Source organism: Variovorax sp. GW821-FHT09B01 (genome assembly GCF_059418345.1).
The window spans coordinates 163,793-178,693 of record NZ_JBWKPQ010000017.1 but is presented as its reverse complement, the minus strand read 5'-3'; the positions used below and the strand labels follow the sequence as shown (position 1 = coordinate 178,693).

Here is a 14,901-nt window from a genome sequence, read left to right as displayed (position 1 = left end):
CATCCAACCCGCAGGTCGGCCCATAGAAACCTCCTTGATTGAAGGTGTTGCGACGACCGGTTGAATCCACCTTGGCTGCCCTGGTCCGAGTGATGCAGCAACGCCACCGGCTTACCCCGGCGCCACACGGCCATCATCAACGCATCGGCCACCAGTTGCGAGGTCATGCTGTCCTGCATCGACCAGCCAACGATGCGACGCGAGTACAGGTCCAGCACCGCAGCGGCATATAGCCAGCCCTCGGCCGTCCAGATGTAGGTGAAGTCGGCCACCCACTTCTGGTTGGGCGCATCGGCCTGGAACTGACGGTCCAACACGTTGTCGGCGATGGCGCTGCGCTGGCCTCGGTCCTGCGGCAAGCCTCGACGTCGTGGCCTCGCGCGCAGGGCCTGTTCTCGCATGAGCCGTTCAATGCGATGCAATCCGCATCGTTGACCCAGTGCCAGCACGTCATGCCACACGCGCCGGGCGCCATAGGTGCGGTCGCTGCCCAGAAAGCTCTGGCGCACCTGGCTGCCGAGCACCTCGTCGACCAGGCTGCGTTGGCTCCTGGGCCTGCTGAGCCACGCGTAGAAGCCGCTTCGCGAGACACCGAGCGCCTCGCACATCATTGCCAACGGCCACGTCCCTCGGTGTTTCGCCATGAAGCCGAACTTCACATCGACTCCTTGGCAAAGTAGGCCGCCGCTTTTTTCAGCAGGTCGCGCTCCATCCTGAGCTTGGCATTCTCTTTCCTCAAGCGCTCCAGCTCCGCCTGCTCGGGCCTCATGACCCCTTGCCCGGGGAATGCATGCTGCGGGTCGACCGTCGCATCGCGTATCCACTTGCGCAGCACGTTCTCGTGCACATCGAGGTCGCGTGCAGCCTGCGCCACCGCCACACCTCGCTCCTTCACCAGCTTGACTGCTTCAAGCTTGAACTCTCGGCTGAATTGCCTTCTCGTTCCCATGAACCACCTCCGGTTTCATCTTCCACCTTAACTAGGTGTCTTTGAAACCGGCAGCAGCCCATGGCGCACCGTGCACTCGTACTTTGCCATCTGGAGCGAGCCACGCGAGGGTGGCAGCCTGCTGGAGCAGGCATTAAAAAAATCAGGTTGGCGCGGCCCGCGAGAAACTGGGGCGCAACGCCTGCAGCACGCTCTTGATCGTGGACGCGCAGAGCGTGAAGAACACGGACACGGCGGGCTTGAAGGGCTATGACGCAGGCAAGAAGGTCTCGGGCATCAAGCGCCACATCGCGGTGGACACCCAGGGATTGCCGCATGCGATAGCGGTGAGCACGGCCGAGGTGACGGACCGCAAAGGCGCACTGCAGGCGCTACAGCGCTGCAAGCCCCGGTTGAGCCGGCTACAAAGCCTGCTGTGCGATGCAGGCTACATCGGTCGGCCGTTCGCGCAAGGCGTGCAGCAGATTCTGGGAGGGCATGTGACGGTGCAGATCGCCAAGAGAAGCGAGCTTCACACTTTCAAGGTGATGCCCAAGCGCTGGGTCGTGGAACGCAGCTTTGCCTGGCTGGACAAGAACAGGAGGCTGTGGAAGAACTGCGAGCGATGGCTCAACACCAGCCTGCAGTTCGTCCACTTGGCATTCTTGGTGCTCTTGCTCAAAAGACTTTGAACACGCTCTTAGCGGCCAGTCCATGATGACCTCTTTCGTTGGTTCTGTCTGAAACCGCGTAAGTGCACCTCGTGCACCCGGACAGTGCTTCGTGTGGGACCAAAAGCTCTTACATTGCGCTTTGGAATGCATGCACTAATGTGCCGCCCCAAGAGAAACAGTCGGTGTATGTCGAACTTCCTTACTTTCTTGCTTTCATCGGGCAAGTGTTCATTCCTACAAGAGAGTACAGCGGGCAAAAGCGTACTACCCCCGTCAGTAGCGGGATGACGCCCAGCCAGCCCCACCAGCCCACGGTGCCCGTGGCGGCCAGCGCGATGAGGACGAGGCCGATGACGATGCGAAGGATGCGGTCCACGCCGCCGACGTTGAATTTCATGGTTTCTCCTGGGTCAGTCAAACAAGAAAACAAAGCGTGGCAGGGCGAAGTGCCACTGCCCGTGGCAACTTCATCCTGCCAGCGCGTTGCGGTTCCAGGGCATGCGCATCAGCACGCGGGCCAGCCCGCAGAACCCCGAGGCCCCGGCGAAAACAAGTCCCGCTCCAACGAAGCCCGAGAGCGCATGGAACCAGGGCGATACCGTGGCCCCGAGCACGGTCCCGAGCACGATCAAGGACCCCGCTGAAATCTGCACCTGCCGCTGCAGCTCCAGCGGCTGCGAGGCGTCGGCCACGACGGGCAGCCCCGCCTTTTTCCAGGCGTCCAGCCCGCCTTCGAGCACGTAGGCATCACAGGCCGTGCAGGCCCCCAGCACCGACGCATTCACCCGCGTCCGGTTGCCAGAGCGGCAATGGAAGATGAAGGCTGGCGCGCCATCGAGCGGCAGGCCGCCGCTTCGCAGGCGGTCCATCGACACATGGCGTGCCGTGGCGATGCGTTCGCGGGCGTGTTCGTCTGCCGCACGGATGTCCACCAGGACAGCACCTTGGTTCACGAGTTCGCTGGCGGTTTGGGGCGAAATGGATTTCAGGGACATGGGGGCCTCCGGTGGCGGGTCATGGGCAAAAGATGGTCTTGAGCGTGGCGATGAGCTTGGCCACATCCGGGTTTTCAATGCGGTAGTGCAGCGTCTGTGATTCGCGCCGGTAGGCCACCAAGCCTTCCTCGCGCATCTTGGCCAAGTGCTGGGACAGGGCGGACTGGCTCAGGGTCACGTGGTCGAGCAGGGTGCCGACGGTCATCTCGCCGTGCTCGATCAGCAGGCAAAGGACGAGCAGGCGGTGCTCATTGCCGACCGCTCGCAGCATGGCTGCGGCCCTGGCCGCGCCGTCCTGCAAAAACGATTGGTCTTTCTGGCTGGTCGTCATGGTGACTTGTATTTCATTGTTTTCTAATTTAGCATAAACTAATAAATAGTCAAAGCACCTCACCCAGACAGGACACTTTCTCATGCGATCTACTGTTCAGATCCAGGCTTTCTTCGACGATGCCACGAACACCGTGACCTATCTGGTGTCCGATCCCGTGACGCGACAGGCGGCCGTGATCGACCCCGTGCTCGACTACGACCACCGCAGCGGCAAGGTGTCGACCGCATCAGCCGACCAAGTGCTGGCCGCGGCGGCTGCCCAGGCGCTGGAGGTGGCCTGGATCCTGGAGACCCACGCCCATGCGGACCACCTGAGCGCGGCGCCTTACCTGAAGGCATGCACCGGCGCCCGGGTGGCCATTGGGGAACACATCTGCGATGTGCAAACCATCTTCCGGCCGGTGTTCAACCTGGACGACGTGTCCGGCGATGGCGTCGAGTTCGACCGCCTGCTGCGCGACGGCGAGATCTTCACCATCGGCGACCTGAAGGTAGACGTGCTGCACACCCCGGGCCACACGCCCGCCTGCGTGTCCTACCGCATCGGCGATGCGGTGTTCGTGGGCGACACCTTGTTCATGCCGGACTACGGCACCGCGCGCGCCGACTTCCCCGGTGGCAGCGCCCACACCTTGTACCAGTCGATCCAGAAGCTGCTCGCGCTGCCACCCGCCACGCGGCTGTTCATGTGCCACGACTACAAGGCACCCGGCCGCGACAGCTACGCGTGGGAGAGCACGGTCGCCGAAGAGCGTGCGCGCAACGTGCACGTCCACGACGGGGTGGACGCAGACGCGTTCGTGGCCATGCGCCAGCGCCGGGACGCGACGCTGGCCGCGCCCACGCTGCTGCTGCCGTCGATCCAGGTCAACATCCGCGCAGGCCGCTTGCCCGAAGCCGAATCCAACGGCGTGCGCTATCTCAAGATCCCGATGCGTCTGCCCGCATGACTGCAGGTTCCGTCAGGCAGGTTTCGGCCGCGCAGTGGCTGCACACCACGGCCCCGCTGTGGAGGCTGCCGCAGGAGGGCGGCGAGCTCGCCGCCATGCTGCAGCCCGCCACGTGGATCGTCCTACTGCGCCTGCCGGCGTTACGGCCCTGCTGGTCCGCGAGCGCGGCATGGTGTCGCGCCGCCAGGGCTAGGGCTCGACCATACTTTTCTAGCCCGTCGGCGGCAGGTAGTCCGGGTGAGGTCCGTCTACTCGGTCTTCGACCTGATTTCAACTTGATGTTTCTGCCAATGAGGAGTTTCCGATGATGAATAGCTACAAACAACTGACCAAGGACGTGACGGCTAATCTGGCGCCCTTGCACAAGGGCGTTCCGCAGGTCATGAAGGGTTTCGGCGATATTGGCAAGGCCGCGATTGCCGATGGAGCGCTGGATGCCAAGACAAAGGAGTTGATCGCGCTCGCGGTTGGCGTGGCGGCCCGCTGCGACGGCTGCATCGCCTTCCACACCAAGGCGCTTGTCAAGCTGGGCGCTACGGAAGCCGAAGTGCATGAGACGCTGGGAGTGGCCATCTATATGGGTGGCGGTCCTTCGGCGATGTACGCCTCGAATGCCGTGGCGGCCTTCAACGAGTTCTCGGCACTGGCCCACAACGCAGTTGCACCGGCTTCGGCGCGGTAGGGTCTCACTGATCTAACCCATCTGGCGCCCTTGTCCTGTGGGGGGCGTCTTCCGTAAACCTCTCATACGAAAGATCTCAGCTATGCAAACCACTGATTTCGTTGCTACCGTCTTCGACGGCAAAAGCAACCCCAACAAGGTGACCGTCACCTTCACCATGGCGCTCAACGCTCTGCTTAAGGGACACACTGCGACCATCATCCTCATGGTGGAAGCCGTTGAACTGGGCAAGCCGGGTGCAGCCACCGGCATGGACATCGGCAAGCCCTTCGAGCCCGTTGCCAGCCTGCTGGACAAGTTCCTGGAAAAGGGCGGGCGGATCGCAATCTGCGGCGCGTGCATGATCCATAACGGCATGACGGCGGAACAGATGGACCCACGCTTCAGTGTCATCACAGCACCGGACGTGATTGAACTGCTGATGGGGGCCAAGGGGTCTTTGCAGGTCACCTGAGTATCTGCAGAAAGTCGTGGCCAACGGCGTTCTCACAGCAGAACAAAAAGCGACTGGCGCAGCATCGACGCTTGATCGACTGCCGGTTGCGAACGGCGGCACGAAGACTGACAACTTTTGCTTTCATGGAATCCCACCGCGCTTTGACAGGCTGTTGACCAATGTTCCCACCGTGCATATCCATGCTGTTTCACGCCTCAGTGCGCCAGGCATACACAATCCCCAGACTCCTATGTGGCTCCTGGCTCGGATGCAATGCCTCTTTGCCCTCAGCCTGAATTCGCTCTAAATCCGCGTCAGGAATACGTTTTCGCCAGATTGACCAGAACAAGAATAGCTTGACAGCGGACATTTTTCATGGGCGAACGGTTTGTCGAAAAAGGAAAAGCGGTCGACCGCTCAGGGCTTCTTGACCGGCGTCGGCGGGGTCCGCTGGAGCCCGTCCTTGTGTTGGTGGTCCGGATCGGGCACCAGGCAGGCCTCGGCCACCTGCAGGTCGTTGTCGCGCGCGAAGTTCACGCAGAAGTCCCAGGCCATGGGTTCGGCCTCGCGCAGCGCGCTGTTCACCACCACGCATTTCACGCCATTGATGGTGGTCGGCACGCACCACGGCGAATAGCTCAGGTGGCTGCCCGGATAGGCCCCGCCGGGCCGGAAGGAGCACATCACGCCGGCCAGCCGCTCGGCCCAGTCGCTCGGGCGAAAGGTGCGGCCGTCGTGCGTGATGCCTTGGATGAAGATCTCGGTGGCGGTGGGGGAAATCATCGTTTGGGAAGAGGCGACCGCGAGCCGTAGCGAGCTGTTGCGGTGCAGCAAGGATTCTATCCGCGCCCTCCCGCCTTCCACCCGCCGCAGGGCATTGCTGTGATGCGGAATCCTCAACGCCAGCGTCAAACTCGCCGCCTAGAATCCGCCTTCCCTTACTGGAGAACCGAATGAGCGCTACCGTCGAGCCCACCTCGCCCCACGTCATGAACACCTACGGCCGCCTTCCGATCGCGCTGTCGCACGGTCAGGGTTGCCGAGTCTGGGACACGAACGGCCGCGCCTACCTCGACGGCCTCGGCGGCATCGCCGTCAACACGCTGGGCCACAACCATCCCGAGCTGGTGCCCGCGCTGCAGGACCAGGTCAGCAAGCTGATCCACAGCTCCAACTACTACCACGTGACCGGCCAGGAGAAGCTCGCCGCCAAGCTGACCGAGATCTCGGGCCTGACCAATGCCTTCTTCTGCTGCACCGGCCTCGAAGCCAACGAAGCCGCCCTGAAGCTGGCGCGCAAGTTCGGCCACGACAAGGGCATCGAGCGCCCCGAGATCGTGGTCTATGAAGCCGCCTTCCACGGCCGCAGCATCGCCACCCTGTCGGCCACCGGCAATCCCAAGGTGCAGAAGGGCTTCGGCCCGCTGGTCGAGGGCTTCATCCGCGTGCCGCTCAACGACATCGAGGCTCTGAAGAAGGCCACCGAGGGCAATCCCAACGTGGTCGCCGTGTTCTTCGAGACCATCCAGGGCGAAGGCGGCATCCACCCGATGCGCATCGAGTACCTGAAGCAGGTGCGCGCGCTGTGCGACGAGCGCGACTGGCTGATGATGATCGACGAGGTGCAGTGCGGCATGGGCCGCACCGGCAAGTGGTTCGCCCACCAGTGGGCTGGCATCAAGCCCGACGTCATGCCGCTGGCCAAGGGCCTGGGCTCGGGCGTGCCGATCGGCGCCGTGGTGGCCGGCCCCAAGGCCGCCAACATCTTCGGACCCGGCAACCACGGCACCACTTTCGGCGGCAACCCGCTCGCCATGCGCGCCGGCATCGAGACCATCCGCATCATGGAAGAGCACAAGCTGCTCGAGAACGCCGCCAACGTCGGCGCCCACCTGAAGGCCGCGCTCGAGCGCGAACTGGGCGGCCTGCCCGGCGTGAAGGAAGTGCGCGGCCAGGGCCTCATGCTGGGCATCGAGCTCGACCGCCCCTGCGGCACGATCCTCACCCGCGCCTGCGACGCCGGCCTGCTGCTGAGCGTGACCGCCGACAGCGTGATCCGCCTGGTGCCGCCGCTGATCCTGAGCATCGCCGAGGCCGACGAGATCGTCGCCATCCTCGCGCCGATCGTGAAGACCTTCCTCTCGGAGCCCGCCCCCAAATGACGAGTGCCAGCGCGACGCCAGCCATCCGCCACTACCTGCAGTTCTCGGACTTCTCGGCCGACGAGTACACCTACCTGTTCGACCGCATGGCGGTCATCAAGAAGAAGTTCAAGACCTACGAGAAGCACCAGCCGCTGACCGACCGCACGCTGGCCATGATCTTCGAGAAGGCCAGCACGCGCACCCGCGTGAGCTTCGAGGCCGGCATGTACCAGCTCGGCGGCAGCGTGGTGCACCTGACCACGGGCGACAGCCAGCTCGGCCGCGCCGAGCCGATCGAGGACAGCGCCAAGGTCATCAGCCGCATGGTCGACCTGGTGATGATCCGCACCTACGAGCAGACCAAGATCGATGCCTTCGCCGCGCATTCGCGCGTGCCGGTCATCAACGGCCTGACCAACGAGTTCCATCCCTGCCAGATCCTCGCGGACATCTTCACCTACATCGAGCACCGCGGCTCGATCCAGGGCAAGACGGTGGCCTGGGTGGGCGACGGCAACAACATGGCCAACACCTGGCTGCAGGCCGCCGAGATCCTCGGCTTCACCGTGCACGTGAGCACGCCCAGCGGCTACGAGGTCGACCAGTCGATCGCCGGCATCCGCTCGGGCGACAGCTACAAGGTCTACAAGGACCCGATGGAAGCCTGCCGCGGCGCCGACCTGGTGACCACCGACGTCTGGACCAGCATGGGCTACGAGGCCGAGAACGAGGCGCGCCGCAAGGCCTTCGCCGACTGGTGCGTGGACGAGGAGATGATGCGCGTGGCCCAGCCCGACGCGCTGTTCATGCACTGCCTGCCCGCGCACCGCGGCGAGGAAGTGCAGGCCGAGGTCATCGACGGCCCGCAGTCGGTGGTCTGGGACGAGGCCGAGAACCGCCTGCATGCGCAGAAGGCGCTGATGGAGTTCCTGCTGCTCGGCAGGCTCTGAGCGCCCTCTTCTCCCGCTTCAGCAGCACCGGCCCGCCATGAACGCCTGCCAGCAATGCGGCGCCTGCTGCGCCAGCTACCGCGTCGACTTCAGCGTGCACGAGCTCGACGACAACGGCGGCCGGGTGCCTTCGGGCCTGGCCGTCGAGGTCAACGACACGCTGTGCCGCATGCGCGGCACCGACCACACGCCCGCGCGCTGCGCGGCCCTCACCGGGAGGATCGGCCAGTCGGTGGCCTGCGGCATCTACGAGTGGCGGCCCAATCCCTGCCACGAGCTGCAGGCCGGCAGCGACGCCTGCCAGCGCGCGCGGCTGCGCCACGGGCTCGGCGCGCTGCCCGACACCCTGCACTGATCAGGTCGCCGGCACCGGCAGGCCGCCCACGCGGCCCTTGAATTCCTGCAGCGAGAAGTAGGTCTGCACGTGGCGCACGCCCGGCAGGCGGTGCAGCTTGCGCTGCAGCAGCTCCGAGTAGGCGTCGAGGTCCTTCGCCACCACCACCAGCATGAAGTCCTCGGGCCCCGAGATGCCGTGGAACATCACGACCTCGGGAATGGCGCAGACCGCGTCCTCGAAGGCGCGCGAGGAGATCTCGGTCTGGTGGTCGATGCCCACCATCACGAAGGCCATCACGCCGAAGCCCAGCGCGCGCCGGTTCAGGCCCGCGTGATAGCCGCCGATCACGCCGTCGTCCTCGAGCTTCTTCACGCGCCGCCAGCACGGCGACTGCGACAGATGCGCCATCTGCGCGAGCTCGCCCGAGGTCAGGCGGGCGTTGTCCTGCAGCGCGCGCAGCAGCTGGAGGTCGGTGCGATCGAGGTCGGCTTGCATGATTTTTTCCAGAATCGGTCGTTTGAGAATGGATTATCCAATTTCATTCGAACTCATGGATAACTTCTCGACTTCAAGCAACTCTTGCGAATAGCATCCGGCTGCGCGCAACGGCTTGTGGCAAGCCGGCATCCGGCCCACACTGGCTGCCTCGGCCCACCGGCATTGTTGCCACCCGAACCCCACCCTTCGTGACACCGCTTCGTGACACCGATCTAGCCACCATGACCGCACCACGCCGACTCTGGGACATCTCCGCCCCCGTGCACGCGGGCAGCCCGGTGTTTCCGGGCGACACGCCCTATACGCAACAGTGGTGCGCCACCATCGGGCCCGGCTGCCCGGTCAACGTGAGCGCGATCACGATGTCGCCGCACGTGGGCTCGCACGCCGATGCGCCGCTGCACTACGACCCCGAGGGCGCGACCATCGGCGACGTCTCGCTCGACGCCTTCATCGGCCCCTGCCGCGTGATCCACGCCATCGGCCGCGGCCCGCTGGTCGAATGGGCGCACATCGCCCACGCGGTCACGAGCCAGCTGCCGCCGCGCGTGCTGGTGCGCACCTATGCCGCCATGCCGGTGGACCGCTGGGACGGCCAGCTCGCCGCCTATGCACCCTCCACGGTCGAGCGCCTCGCGGCCATGGGCGTGAAGCTCATCGGCATCGACACCGCGAGCATCGACCCGGCCGACAGCAAGACGCTCGACAGCCACCAGGCGATCCGCCGCCGCGGCCTGCGCGTGCTCGAGAACCTCGTGCTCGACGAGGTGCCCGAGGGCGACTACGAACTCATCGCGCTGCCGCTCAGGCTGGTGAGCGCCGATGCCTCCCCCGTTCGCGCCGTGCTGCGCGAGCTTTGATCCGCCAAGACCCATGACGACCACCCTCGAAGACTGCCGCGCGCTCGACGCGCAAGACCCGCTGCGCGCCCTGCGCGACCAGTTCACGCTGCCCGACGGCGTGATCTACCTCGACGGTAACTCGCTCGGCGTGCTGCCCAAGGCCGCGCCCGCGCGCATCGCCGAAGTGGTGGCCAGGGAATGGGGCGAAGGCCTGATCCGCTCCTGGAACACCGCGAGCTGGTTCGACCTGCCGCAGCGCCTGGGCGACAAGGTCGCGCGCCTCGTCGGCGCCGCGCCCGGCGAGGTGGTGTGCACCGACAGCACCTCGGTCAACCTCTACAAGGTGCTGTTCGCCGCGCTCTCGCAGCAGAAGGACAGCGGCCGCAAGCTCGTGGTGAGCGAGCGCAGCAACTTCCCGACCGACCTCTACATCGCCGAGTCGCTGTGCCGCGAGCGCGGCTTCACGCTCCAGCTGATCGAGGCCGACGAGCTGCCCGGCGCGCTGACCGACGAGGTCGCGGTGCTGATGCTCACGCACGTCAACTACCGCACCGGCGCCATGCACGACATGAAGGCCATCACCGCCGCCGCGCACGAAGCCGGCGCGCTCGCGGTCTGGGACCTGGCCCACAGCGCGGGCGCGGTGCCGGTGGCGCTCAACGAGGCCGAGGCCGACTACGCCATCGGCTGCGGCTACAAGTACCTCAACGGCGGCCCCGGCGCGCCGGCCTTCGCCTGGGTGCACACGCGCCATGCCGGCCGCTTCGAGCAGCCGTTGTCGGGCTGGTGGGGCCATGCGGCGCCGTTCGAGTTCACGCCGCACTACCGGCCCGCGCCCGGCGTGGCGCGCTACCTCTGCGGCACGCAGCCGATCGTCTCGCTGTCGGCGCTCGAATGCGGCCTCGACACCGTGCTCGCGGCCGAGCCCTTCGACGGCGAGCGCGGCGGCATGGGCGCGCTGCGCGCCAAGTCGCTCGCACTGACCGACCTGTTCATCGCGCTGGTCGAGGAGCGCTGCGCGGGCCACGGCCTGTCGCTGGTCACGCCGCGCGAGCATGCGCGCCGCGGCTCGCAGGTGTGCCTGAGCCGCGACGAAGGTGCCTATGCGATCGTGCAGGCGCTGATCGCGCGCAACGTGATCGGCGACTTCCGCGCCGGCGACGCGCAGATGCCCGACATCCTGCGCTTCGGCTTCACGCCGCTGTACCTCGGCTTCGAGGACGTCTGGAATTCCGTCGAACAGCTGGTGCAGGTGCTCGAGACCGGCGAGTGGCGGCGCCCCGAATTCAACCGCAAGAACGCAGTGACATGAGCACCGAGAAGCTTCCCGAAGACATCGTTCGCGAAGAGAAGGCGCAGCTGGATTTCAGCGCGTCGATGAGCTACGGCGACTACCTGCACCTCGACGAGATCCTCAACGCCCAGCATCCGCTCTCGCCCGCGCACGACGAGATGCTGTTCATCGTGCAGCACCAGACCAGCGAGCTCTGGATGAAGCTGATGCTGCACGAGCTGCGCGCCGCCACCGCCTGCATCGCGAGCGAGCAGTTGCCCGATGCCTTCAAGATGCTGGCGCGCGTGAGCCGCATCATGGAACAGCTGGTCGGTGCCTGGACCGTGCTGTCGACCATGACGCCACCCGAATACACCGCGATGCGCCCCTACCTCGCGAGCTCGAGCGGCTTCCAGAGCGCGCAGTACCGCTGCATCGAGTTCGCGCTCGGCAACAAGAACCCCGCCATGCTCAAGCCGCATGCGCACCGCGCCGACCTGCTGGCCCAGGTCGAGGCCGCCTGGCGCTCGTCCTCGCTCTACGACGAGTCGCTGCGCCTGCTCGCGCGCCACGGCCTGGACGTACCCGCCGACCGCCTCGAGCGCGACTGGACCCAGCCCTACGAGGCCAGCGACGGCGTCGAGGCCGCCTGGCTGCAGGTCTACCGCGAGCCGCACCGGCACTGGGACCTCTACCAGCTCGGCGAGAAGCTCACCGACATCGAGGACGCCTTCCGCCTCTGGCGCTTCCGCCACGTCACCACTGTCGAACGCGTGATCGGCTTCAAGCGCGGCACCGGCGGCACGGGCGGCGTGAGCTACCTGCGCAAGATGCTCGACGTGGTGCTGTTCCCCGAGATCTGGCGCCTGCGCACCGACCTCTGAGTGCCCGCGCGGCGGCACCCAGCCGCGCACGATTCGCCTCCTACAATCCGCGCGGCACCGGCGCTTCAAGACACGACGAGGCCCTGCGATCCGTCGCCTTGCCTCGTGCTGCGGGGTACCCCCGCGGTGGATGGATGGTTGCCCATTCCGGCGCGCAAGCGGAACTGCGCTCACGCGCAGGACAGCTGGCGCTTCACCGGCTGGTTGAAGCGCCGTGGCCACCCTCTTCAACGGCTTCGCGGCCCTCATCCATGACGCGTGAACCGAGCTGAACCGAGTTACAGGGAGTGGATCGCACGCAGCCTCGCACGCGCGCTGCTCGCCGACGCGACACGGCCCGGCGGCACCGCGCCGGGCGCCCTGCGCGCGCGGGCCACGGCCACGCTGGGCAGCGACGCGCCCTGGCTCGCGCCGCTCGTCGAAGCGCTGGGCAGGCGCTCGCCGGCCACATGGCAACGCACCGGCCTGGCCGCGCTGGCGCAGGCGATCCACGACCTGCCTGAATTCGACGCCGCCTTCGAGCAGGACGAGCCGCCGCGCGTGCGGCGCATCATCCTGCGGCCCGCGCAGATGTTCCCGCGCCCGCTTGGGCTCGACCACCTCGCGCTGCCCGCGCTGCCGACGCAGGCCGAGCTCGCGCGCTGGCTGGACCTCGATCCACAGCGCCTCGAATGGCTGGCGTCGCCCGCGCAGGCCTTTCGCGCGCCGCAAGGCACGAGCCCCGCGCCCGCCCGCCACTACCGCTACCAGCTGCAGCCCAAGCGCCTCGGCGGCCTGCGGCTGCTCGAGATCCCGCGGCCCGAGCTGAAGCGCGCGCAGCGCCGCATCCTCGACGACTTGCTCGCGCGCGTGCCCGTGCACGAAGCGGCGCATGGCTTCGTGCCGGGCCGCTCGGTCGCGAGCCATGCCACCGCGCATGCCGGCAAGGCGGTGGTGATCGGCTTCGACCTGCGCGACTTCTTCGCCGGCGTGCGCGCCTCGCGCGTGCATGCCACCTGGCGCACGCTGGGCTATCCCGACGGCGTGGCGCGCACGCTCACCGCGCTGTGCACGCACCGCACCGACGCCGCCGTCATCGAGCGCCTGCGCGACGACGGCGGGCTCGACGTCATGGGCGGCAAGCGGCTGGCCGAGCCGCACCTGCCGCAGGGCTCGCCCTGCTCGCCCGCGCTGGCCAACCTCTGCGCCTTCCGGCTCGACCTGCGGCTCGAGGGCCTGGCCTGGGTCTTCGGCGCCACCTACACGCGCTATGCCGACGACCTGGTGTTCTCGGGCGACGAGTCGCTGCGCCTGCGCTTCGATGCGCTGCGGGCCTGGGTCGGCGGCATCGCGGCCGACGAGGGCTTCGAGCTCCATCCGCGCAAGCTGCGCTGCATGCCACGGCACCGCCAGCAGCGCGTGACCGGCGTGGTCGTCAACGACCGTCCCAATGCGCCGCGCGCCGACTTCGACCGCCTGCGCGCGCTGTTGCATCAATGCACGCTGCACGGCCCCGCGAGCCAGAACGCCGCCGGGCTCGCCGACTTCCGCGGCCACCTGCTGGGCCGCATCGCCTGGTTCGGCCAGTTCAGCCCGACGCGCCAGGCCCGGCTGCGGTGCCTGTTCGATCGCATCGAGTGGCCGGCCGGGGCCGCGCCCGCCTGAACCGAGGGTGGCACCCATTGCCCCCGCGGCCCAGCGCGCTACATTTTGGGAACAACGGAGGCGCCATGAACGACATCCAGTTTTCGGCCGATGAGCTCGACACCCTGCGCGAACACGGCGTGGCGCTGTTCGCGGATCGGGTGATCTTCGATGCGCAGCCGCCGATGCCGGCGCACCGCATCTCGGCGATCCAGGCGATGTGCGCGGGCCCGCTGCCCGAACCGCTGCTCGCGCTGTGGCGGCTCACGGCGGGCGGGCGCCTCGACTACGACCTCGCGCTCGAGATGAACGGCAACATCGAGAACATCAGCTGGTCGGAGCTGTTCTGGGACGGCAGCGACGGCTACCGCGACCTGCAGGGCTGGATCGAGCACGAGCAGGAACTGGCCGAGGAAGGCGCGCAAACCCACGGCCTGCGCTGGCGCGGCAAGCTCACGCACCTGCCCTTCGGCGGCTTCGAATACTGCGACCGCATCTACACGGTGGTCGAGCCTGGCGCCGAGCACGGGCAGGTCGTGGCCTGGAAGCAGGGCCTGCCGCCGGCCTGGACCCATGCGCTGCACGAGGACGGCCTGAGCGTGGTCGCGAACGACCTGTTCGGCGCCTTCGCCGCGCTGCACCTCGACGAGGACCCGCTCGCGCCCACGGGCGACTGCTACTCGGGCCACGCGCTGCTGGCCTACATCGACGACCGCCACCAGACGCACGGGCTGGACATCGACCTGATGGACAAGCTGGTCACCTTCTACTGCCGCGCCGTGGTCGACTGGCGCACGCCACTGGCCGACGGCAGCCTGCGCCGCCAGCCCGCGGTGGCGCGCACCGCGCTGCGCCATGCGATCGCGGTCGACGACGCGGCGCTGGTGGTCGATCTCGCGGCCGCGGGCGTGCGCTTCGAAGGGCCGCTGCAGGGCAGCGCGCTGGCCACCGACATGGCGGTGAGCCGCAGCGCCTATGCGGCCGCGGCCGCGCTGGTGCGCGCAGGCGCGCCGGTCTCGGCCGAGGTGCTGGCGAACATCGACGGGCAGATCTCGCCCGAACTCACGACCGCGCTGCTGGCCAATGGCGCGGAGCCGAACATGACGGCCGTGGTCGCCTGCGTGGCCTGCGGCGCGCCCGCGAGCGCGCGGCTGATCGCCGAGGCCTGCGCGCGCGCGGGCATCGACGTGCCGGCCGCCTTCATCGTCGACCGCGACGCACTGCTGGCCGAACTCGAGGGCACGCTGATCCAGGTGCGCAGCGGCTCGATGGGGCACTACCTCGGGCCCGAGGGGCTGGCCGAGCGCATCGAACACCTGCAGTCGTTCAGGCTCTAGAGAACTTTCAGGGAG

At 67.0% G+C, this 14,901-nt stretch carries 16 protein-coding genes and 2 pseudogenes; 12 read left to right on the top strand and 6 right to left on the bottom strand.

Annotation, left to right across the window (positions count from 1 at the left end; genetic code table 11):
- Positions 1-949: pseudogene (locus AC07RV_RS33340) on the bottom strand (IS3 family transposase); the annotation flags it as partial.
- 61 nt (positions 950-1,010) lie between these two features.
- Here AC07RV_RS33340 and AC07RV_RS33335 point away from each other — a divergent pair.
- A pseudogene (locus AC07RV_RS33335) lies at positions 1,011-1,620 on the top strand (IS5-like element ISStma16 family transposase); the annotation flags it as partial.
- 181 nt (positions 1,621-1,801) lie between these two features.
- On the opposite strand, the gene AC07RV_RS33330 reads toward AC07RV_RS33335, so the two are convergent.
- The 3 genes from AC07RV_RS33330 to AC07RV_RS33320 all read right to left on the bottom strand — a co-directional run bounded on the left by AC07RV_RS33330 (position 1,802) and on the right by AC07RV_RS33320 (position 2,928).
- Complete coding sequence (locus tag AC07RV_RS33330) at positions 1,802-1,999, bottom strand: YgaP family membrane protein (RefSeq protein WP_283485733.1); 198 nt, start codon at positions 1,997-1,999, stop codon at positions 1,802-1,804.
- Between the two features lie 70 nt (positions 2,000-2,069).
- The gene (locus tag AC07RV_RS33325) at positions 2,070-2,597 is read right to left on the bottom strand and encodes a rhodanese family protein (RefSeq protein ID WP_296780262.1); all 528 of its coding nucleotides are present in this window, start codon (positions 2,595-2,597) and stop codon (positions 2,070-2,072) included.
- A gap of 19 nt (positions 2,598-2,616) precedes the next feature.
- On the bottom strand, positions 2,617-2,928 hold the full coding sequence (locus tag AC07RV_RS33320; protein WP_296780259.1) for an ArsR/SmtB family transcription factor: 312 nt from the start codon (positions 2,926-2,928) through the stop codon (positions 2,617-2,619).
- A gap of 82 nt (positions 2,929-3,010) precedes the next feature.
- Here AC07RV_RS33320 and AC07RV_RS33315 point away from each other — a divergent pair, with 82 nt between their 5' ends.
- The 3 genes from AC07RV_RS33315 to AC07RV_RS33305 all read left to right on the top strand — a co-directional run bounded on the left by AC07RV_RS33315 (position 3,011) and on the right by AC07RV_RS33305 (position 5,016).
- On the top strand, positions 3,011-3,880 hold the full coding sequence (locus AC07RV_RS33315; RefSeq protein WP_296780257.1) for an MBL fold metallo-hydrolase: 870 nt from the start codon (positions 3,011-3,013) through the stop codon (positions 3,878-3,880).
- 304 nt (positions 3,881-4,184) lie between these two features.
- Positions 4,185-4,562 (top strand): carboxymuconolactone decarboxylase family protein, encoded by a 378-nt coding sequence (locus AC07RV_RS33310; RefSeq protein ID WP_296780255.1) that lies wholly within the window; start codon positions 4,185-4,187, stop codon positions 4,560-4,562.
- A gap of 82 nt (positions 4,563-4,644) precedes the next feature.
- Complete coding sequence (locus AC07RV_RS33305) at positions 4,645-5,016, top strand: DsrE family protein (RefSeq protein WP_275053462.1); 372 nt, start codon at positions 4,645-4,647, stop codon at positions 5,014-5,016.
- Positions 5,017-5,415: 399 nt separating this feature from the next.
- Here AC07RV_RS33305 and AC07RV_RS33300 read toward each other — a convergent pair whose 3' ends face one another.
- Positions 5,416-5,781 carry a DUF3579 domain-containing protein gene (locus AC07RV_RS33300; protein ID WP_057590667.1) on the bottom strand — a complete coding sequence of 122 codons (366 nt, stop codon included), beginning with the start codon at positions 5,779-5,781 and terminating at the stop codon, positions 5,416-5,418.
- 170 nt (positions 5,782-5,951) lie between these two features.
- On the opposite strand from AC07RV_RS33300, the gene AC07RV_RS33295 reads away from it, so the two are divergent.
- The 3 genes from AC07RV_RS33295 to AC07RV_RS33285 are packed head-to-tail and all read left to right on the top strand — an operon-like array spanning position 5,952 to position 8,447.
- Positions 5,952-7,160: an aspartate aminotransferase family protein gene (locus AC07RV_RS33295; RefSeq protein ID WP_296780248.1), complete on the top strand. Its 1,209-nt coding sequence runs from the start codon at positions 5,952-5,954 to the stop codon at positions 7,158-7,160.
- On the top strand, positions 7,157-8,092 hold the full coding sequence (gene argF / locus AC07RV_RS33290) for an ornithine carbamoyltransferase (protein WP_208510212.1): 936 nt from the start codon (positions 7,157-7,159) through the stop codon (positions 8,090-8,092). The genes AC07RV_RS33295 and argF overlap by 4 nt, the downstream gene beginning before the upstream one ends.
- 37 nt (positions 8,093-8,129) lie before the next feature.
- On the top strand, positions 8,130-8,447 hold the full coding sequence (locus AC07RV_RS33285; RefSeq protein WP_057590670.1) for a YkgJ family cysteine cluster protein: 318 nt from the start codon (positions 8,130-8,132) through the stop codon (positions 8,445-8,447).
- Here the strand turns inward: AC07RV_RS33285 and AC07RV_RS33280 are convergent, their stop codons facing one another.
- Complete coding sequence (locus tag AC07RV_RS33280; protein WP_208510211.1) at positions 8,448-8,924, bottom strand: Lrp/AsnC family transcriptional regulator; 477 nt, start codon at positions 8,922-8,924, stop codon at positions 8,448-8,450.
- A 224-nt stretch (positions 8,925-9,148) separates the two neighbouring features.
- Between AC07RV_RS33280 and kynB the strand changes: the two genes are divergently transcribed.
- The 5 genes from kynB (at position 9,149) to AC07RV_RS33255 (ending at position 14,886) form a co-directional block, all read left to right on the top strand.
- On the top strand, positions 9,149-9,787 hold the full coding sequence (gene kynB / locus AC07RV_RS33275; RefSeq protein WP_093348842.1) for an arylformamidase: 639 nt from the start codon (positions 9,149-9,151) through the stop codon (positions 9,785-9,787).
- 13 nt (positions 9,788-9,800) lie between these two features.
- The gene (kynU, locus tag AC07RV_RS33270) at positions 9,801-11,081 is read left to right on the top strand and encodes a kynureninase (RefSeq protein ID WP_093348840.1); all 1,281 of its coding nucleotides are present in this window, start codon (positions 9,801-9,803) and stop codon (positions 11,079-11,081) included.
- Positions 11,078-11,926 carry a tryptophan 2,3-dioxygenase gene (gene kynA, locus AC07RV_RS33265; protein WP_296780242.1) on the top strand — a complete coding sequence of 283 codons (849 nt, stop codon included), beginning with the start codon at positions 11,078-11,080 and terminating at the stop codon, positions 11,924-11,926. Before kynU ends, kynA begins: the two co-directional genes overlap by 4 nt.
- 258 nt (positions 11,927-12,184) lie before the next feature.
- Positions 12,185-13,570 carry a reverse transcriptase family protein gene (locus tag AC07RV_RS33260; RefSeq protein WP_296780239.1) on the top strand — a complete coding sequence of 462 codons (1,386 nt, stop codon included), beginning with the start codon at positions 12,185-12,187 and terminating at the stop codon, positions 13,568-13,570.
- A gap of 65 nt (positions 13,571-13,635) precedes the next feature.
- Positions 13,636-14,886 (top strand): SMI1/KNR4 family protein, encoded by a 1,251-nt coding sequence (locus AC07RV_RS33255; RefSeq protein WP_093348832.1) that lies wholly within the window; start codon positions 13,636-13,638, stop codon positions 14,884-14,886.
- The last annotated feature ends 15 nt before the right edge of the window (positions 14,887-14,901 follow it).

Bases quoted from the DNA above. Each gene is read 5' to 3' on its own strand.
- AC07RV_RS33330 (WP_283485733.1), bottom strand. From the start codon at position 1,999: ATGAAATTCAACGTCGGCGGCGTGGACCGCATCCTTCGCATCGTCATC.
- AC07RV_RS33325 (WP_296780262.1), bottom strand. From the start codon at position 2,597: ATGTCCCTGAAATCCATTTCGCCCCAAACCGCCAGCGAACTCGTGAAC.
- AC07RV_RS33320 (WP_296780259.1), bottom strand. From the start codon at position 2,928: ATGACGACCAGCCAGAAAGACCAATCGTTTTTGCAGGACGGCGCGGCC.
- AC07RV_RS33315 (WP_296780257.1), top strand. From the start codon at position 3,011: ATGCGATCTACTGTTCAGATCCAGGCTTTCTTCGACGATGCCACGAAC.
- AC07RV_RS33310 (WP_296780255.1), top strand. From the start codon at position 4,185: ATGATGAATAGCTACAAACAACTGACCAAGGACGTGACGGCTAATCTG.
- AC07RV_RS33305 (WP_275053462.1), top strand. From the start codon at position 4,645: ATGCAAACCACTGATTTCGTTGCTACCGTCTTCGACGGCAAAAGCAAC.
- AC07RV_RS33300 (WP_057590667.1), bottom strand. From the start codon at position 5,781: ATGATTTCCCCCACCGCCACCGAGATCTTCATCCAAGGCATCACGCAC.
- AC07RV_RS33295 (WP_296780248.1), top strand. From the start codon at position 5,952: ATGAGCGCTACCGTCGAGCCCACCTCGCCCCACGTCATGAACACCTAC.
- argF (WP_208510212.1), top strand. From the start codon at position 7,157: ATGACGAGTGCCAGCGCGACGCCAGCCATCCGCCACTACCTGCAGTTC.
- AC07RV_RS33285 (WP_057590670.1), top strand. From the start codon at position 8,130: ATGAACGCCTGCCAGCAATGCGGCGCCTGCTGCGCCAGCTACCGCGTC.
- AC07RV_RS33280 (WP_208510211.1), bottom strand. From the start codon at position 8,924: ATGCAAGCCGACCTCGATCGCACCGACCTCCAGCTGCTGCGCGCGCTG.
- kynB (WP_093348842.1), top strand. From the start codon at position 9,149: ATGACCGCACCACGCCGACTCTGGGACATCTCCGCCCCCGTGCACGCG.
- kynU (WP_093348840.1), top strand. From the start codon at position 9,801: ATGACGACCACCCTCGAAGACTGCCGCGCGCTCGACGCGCAAGACCCG.
- kynA (WP_296780242.1), top strand. From the start codon at position 11,078: ATGAGCACCGAGAAGCTTCCCGAAGACATCGTTCGCGAAGAGAAGGCG.
- AC07RV_RS33255 (WP_093348832.1), top strand. From the start codon at position 13,636: ATGAACGACATCCAGTTTTCGGCCGATGAGCTCGACACCCTGCGCGAA.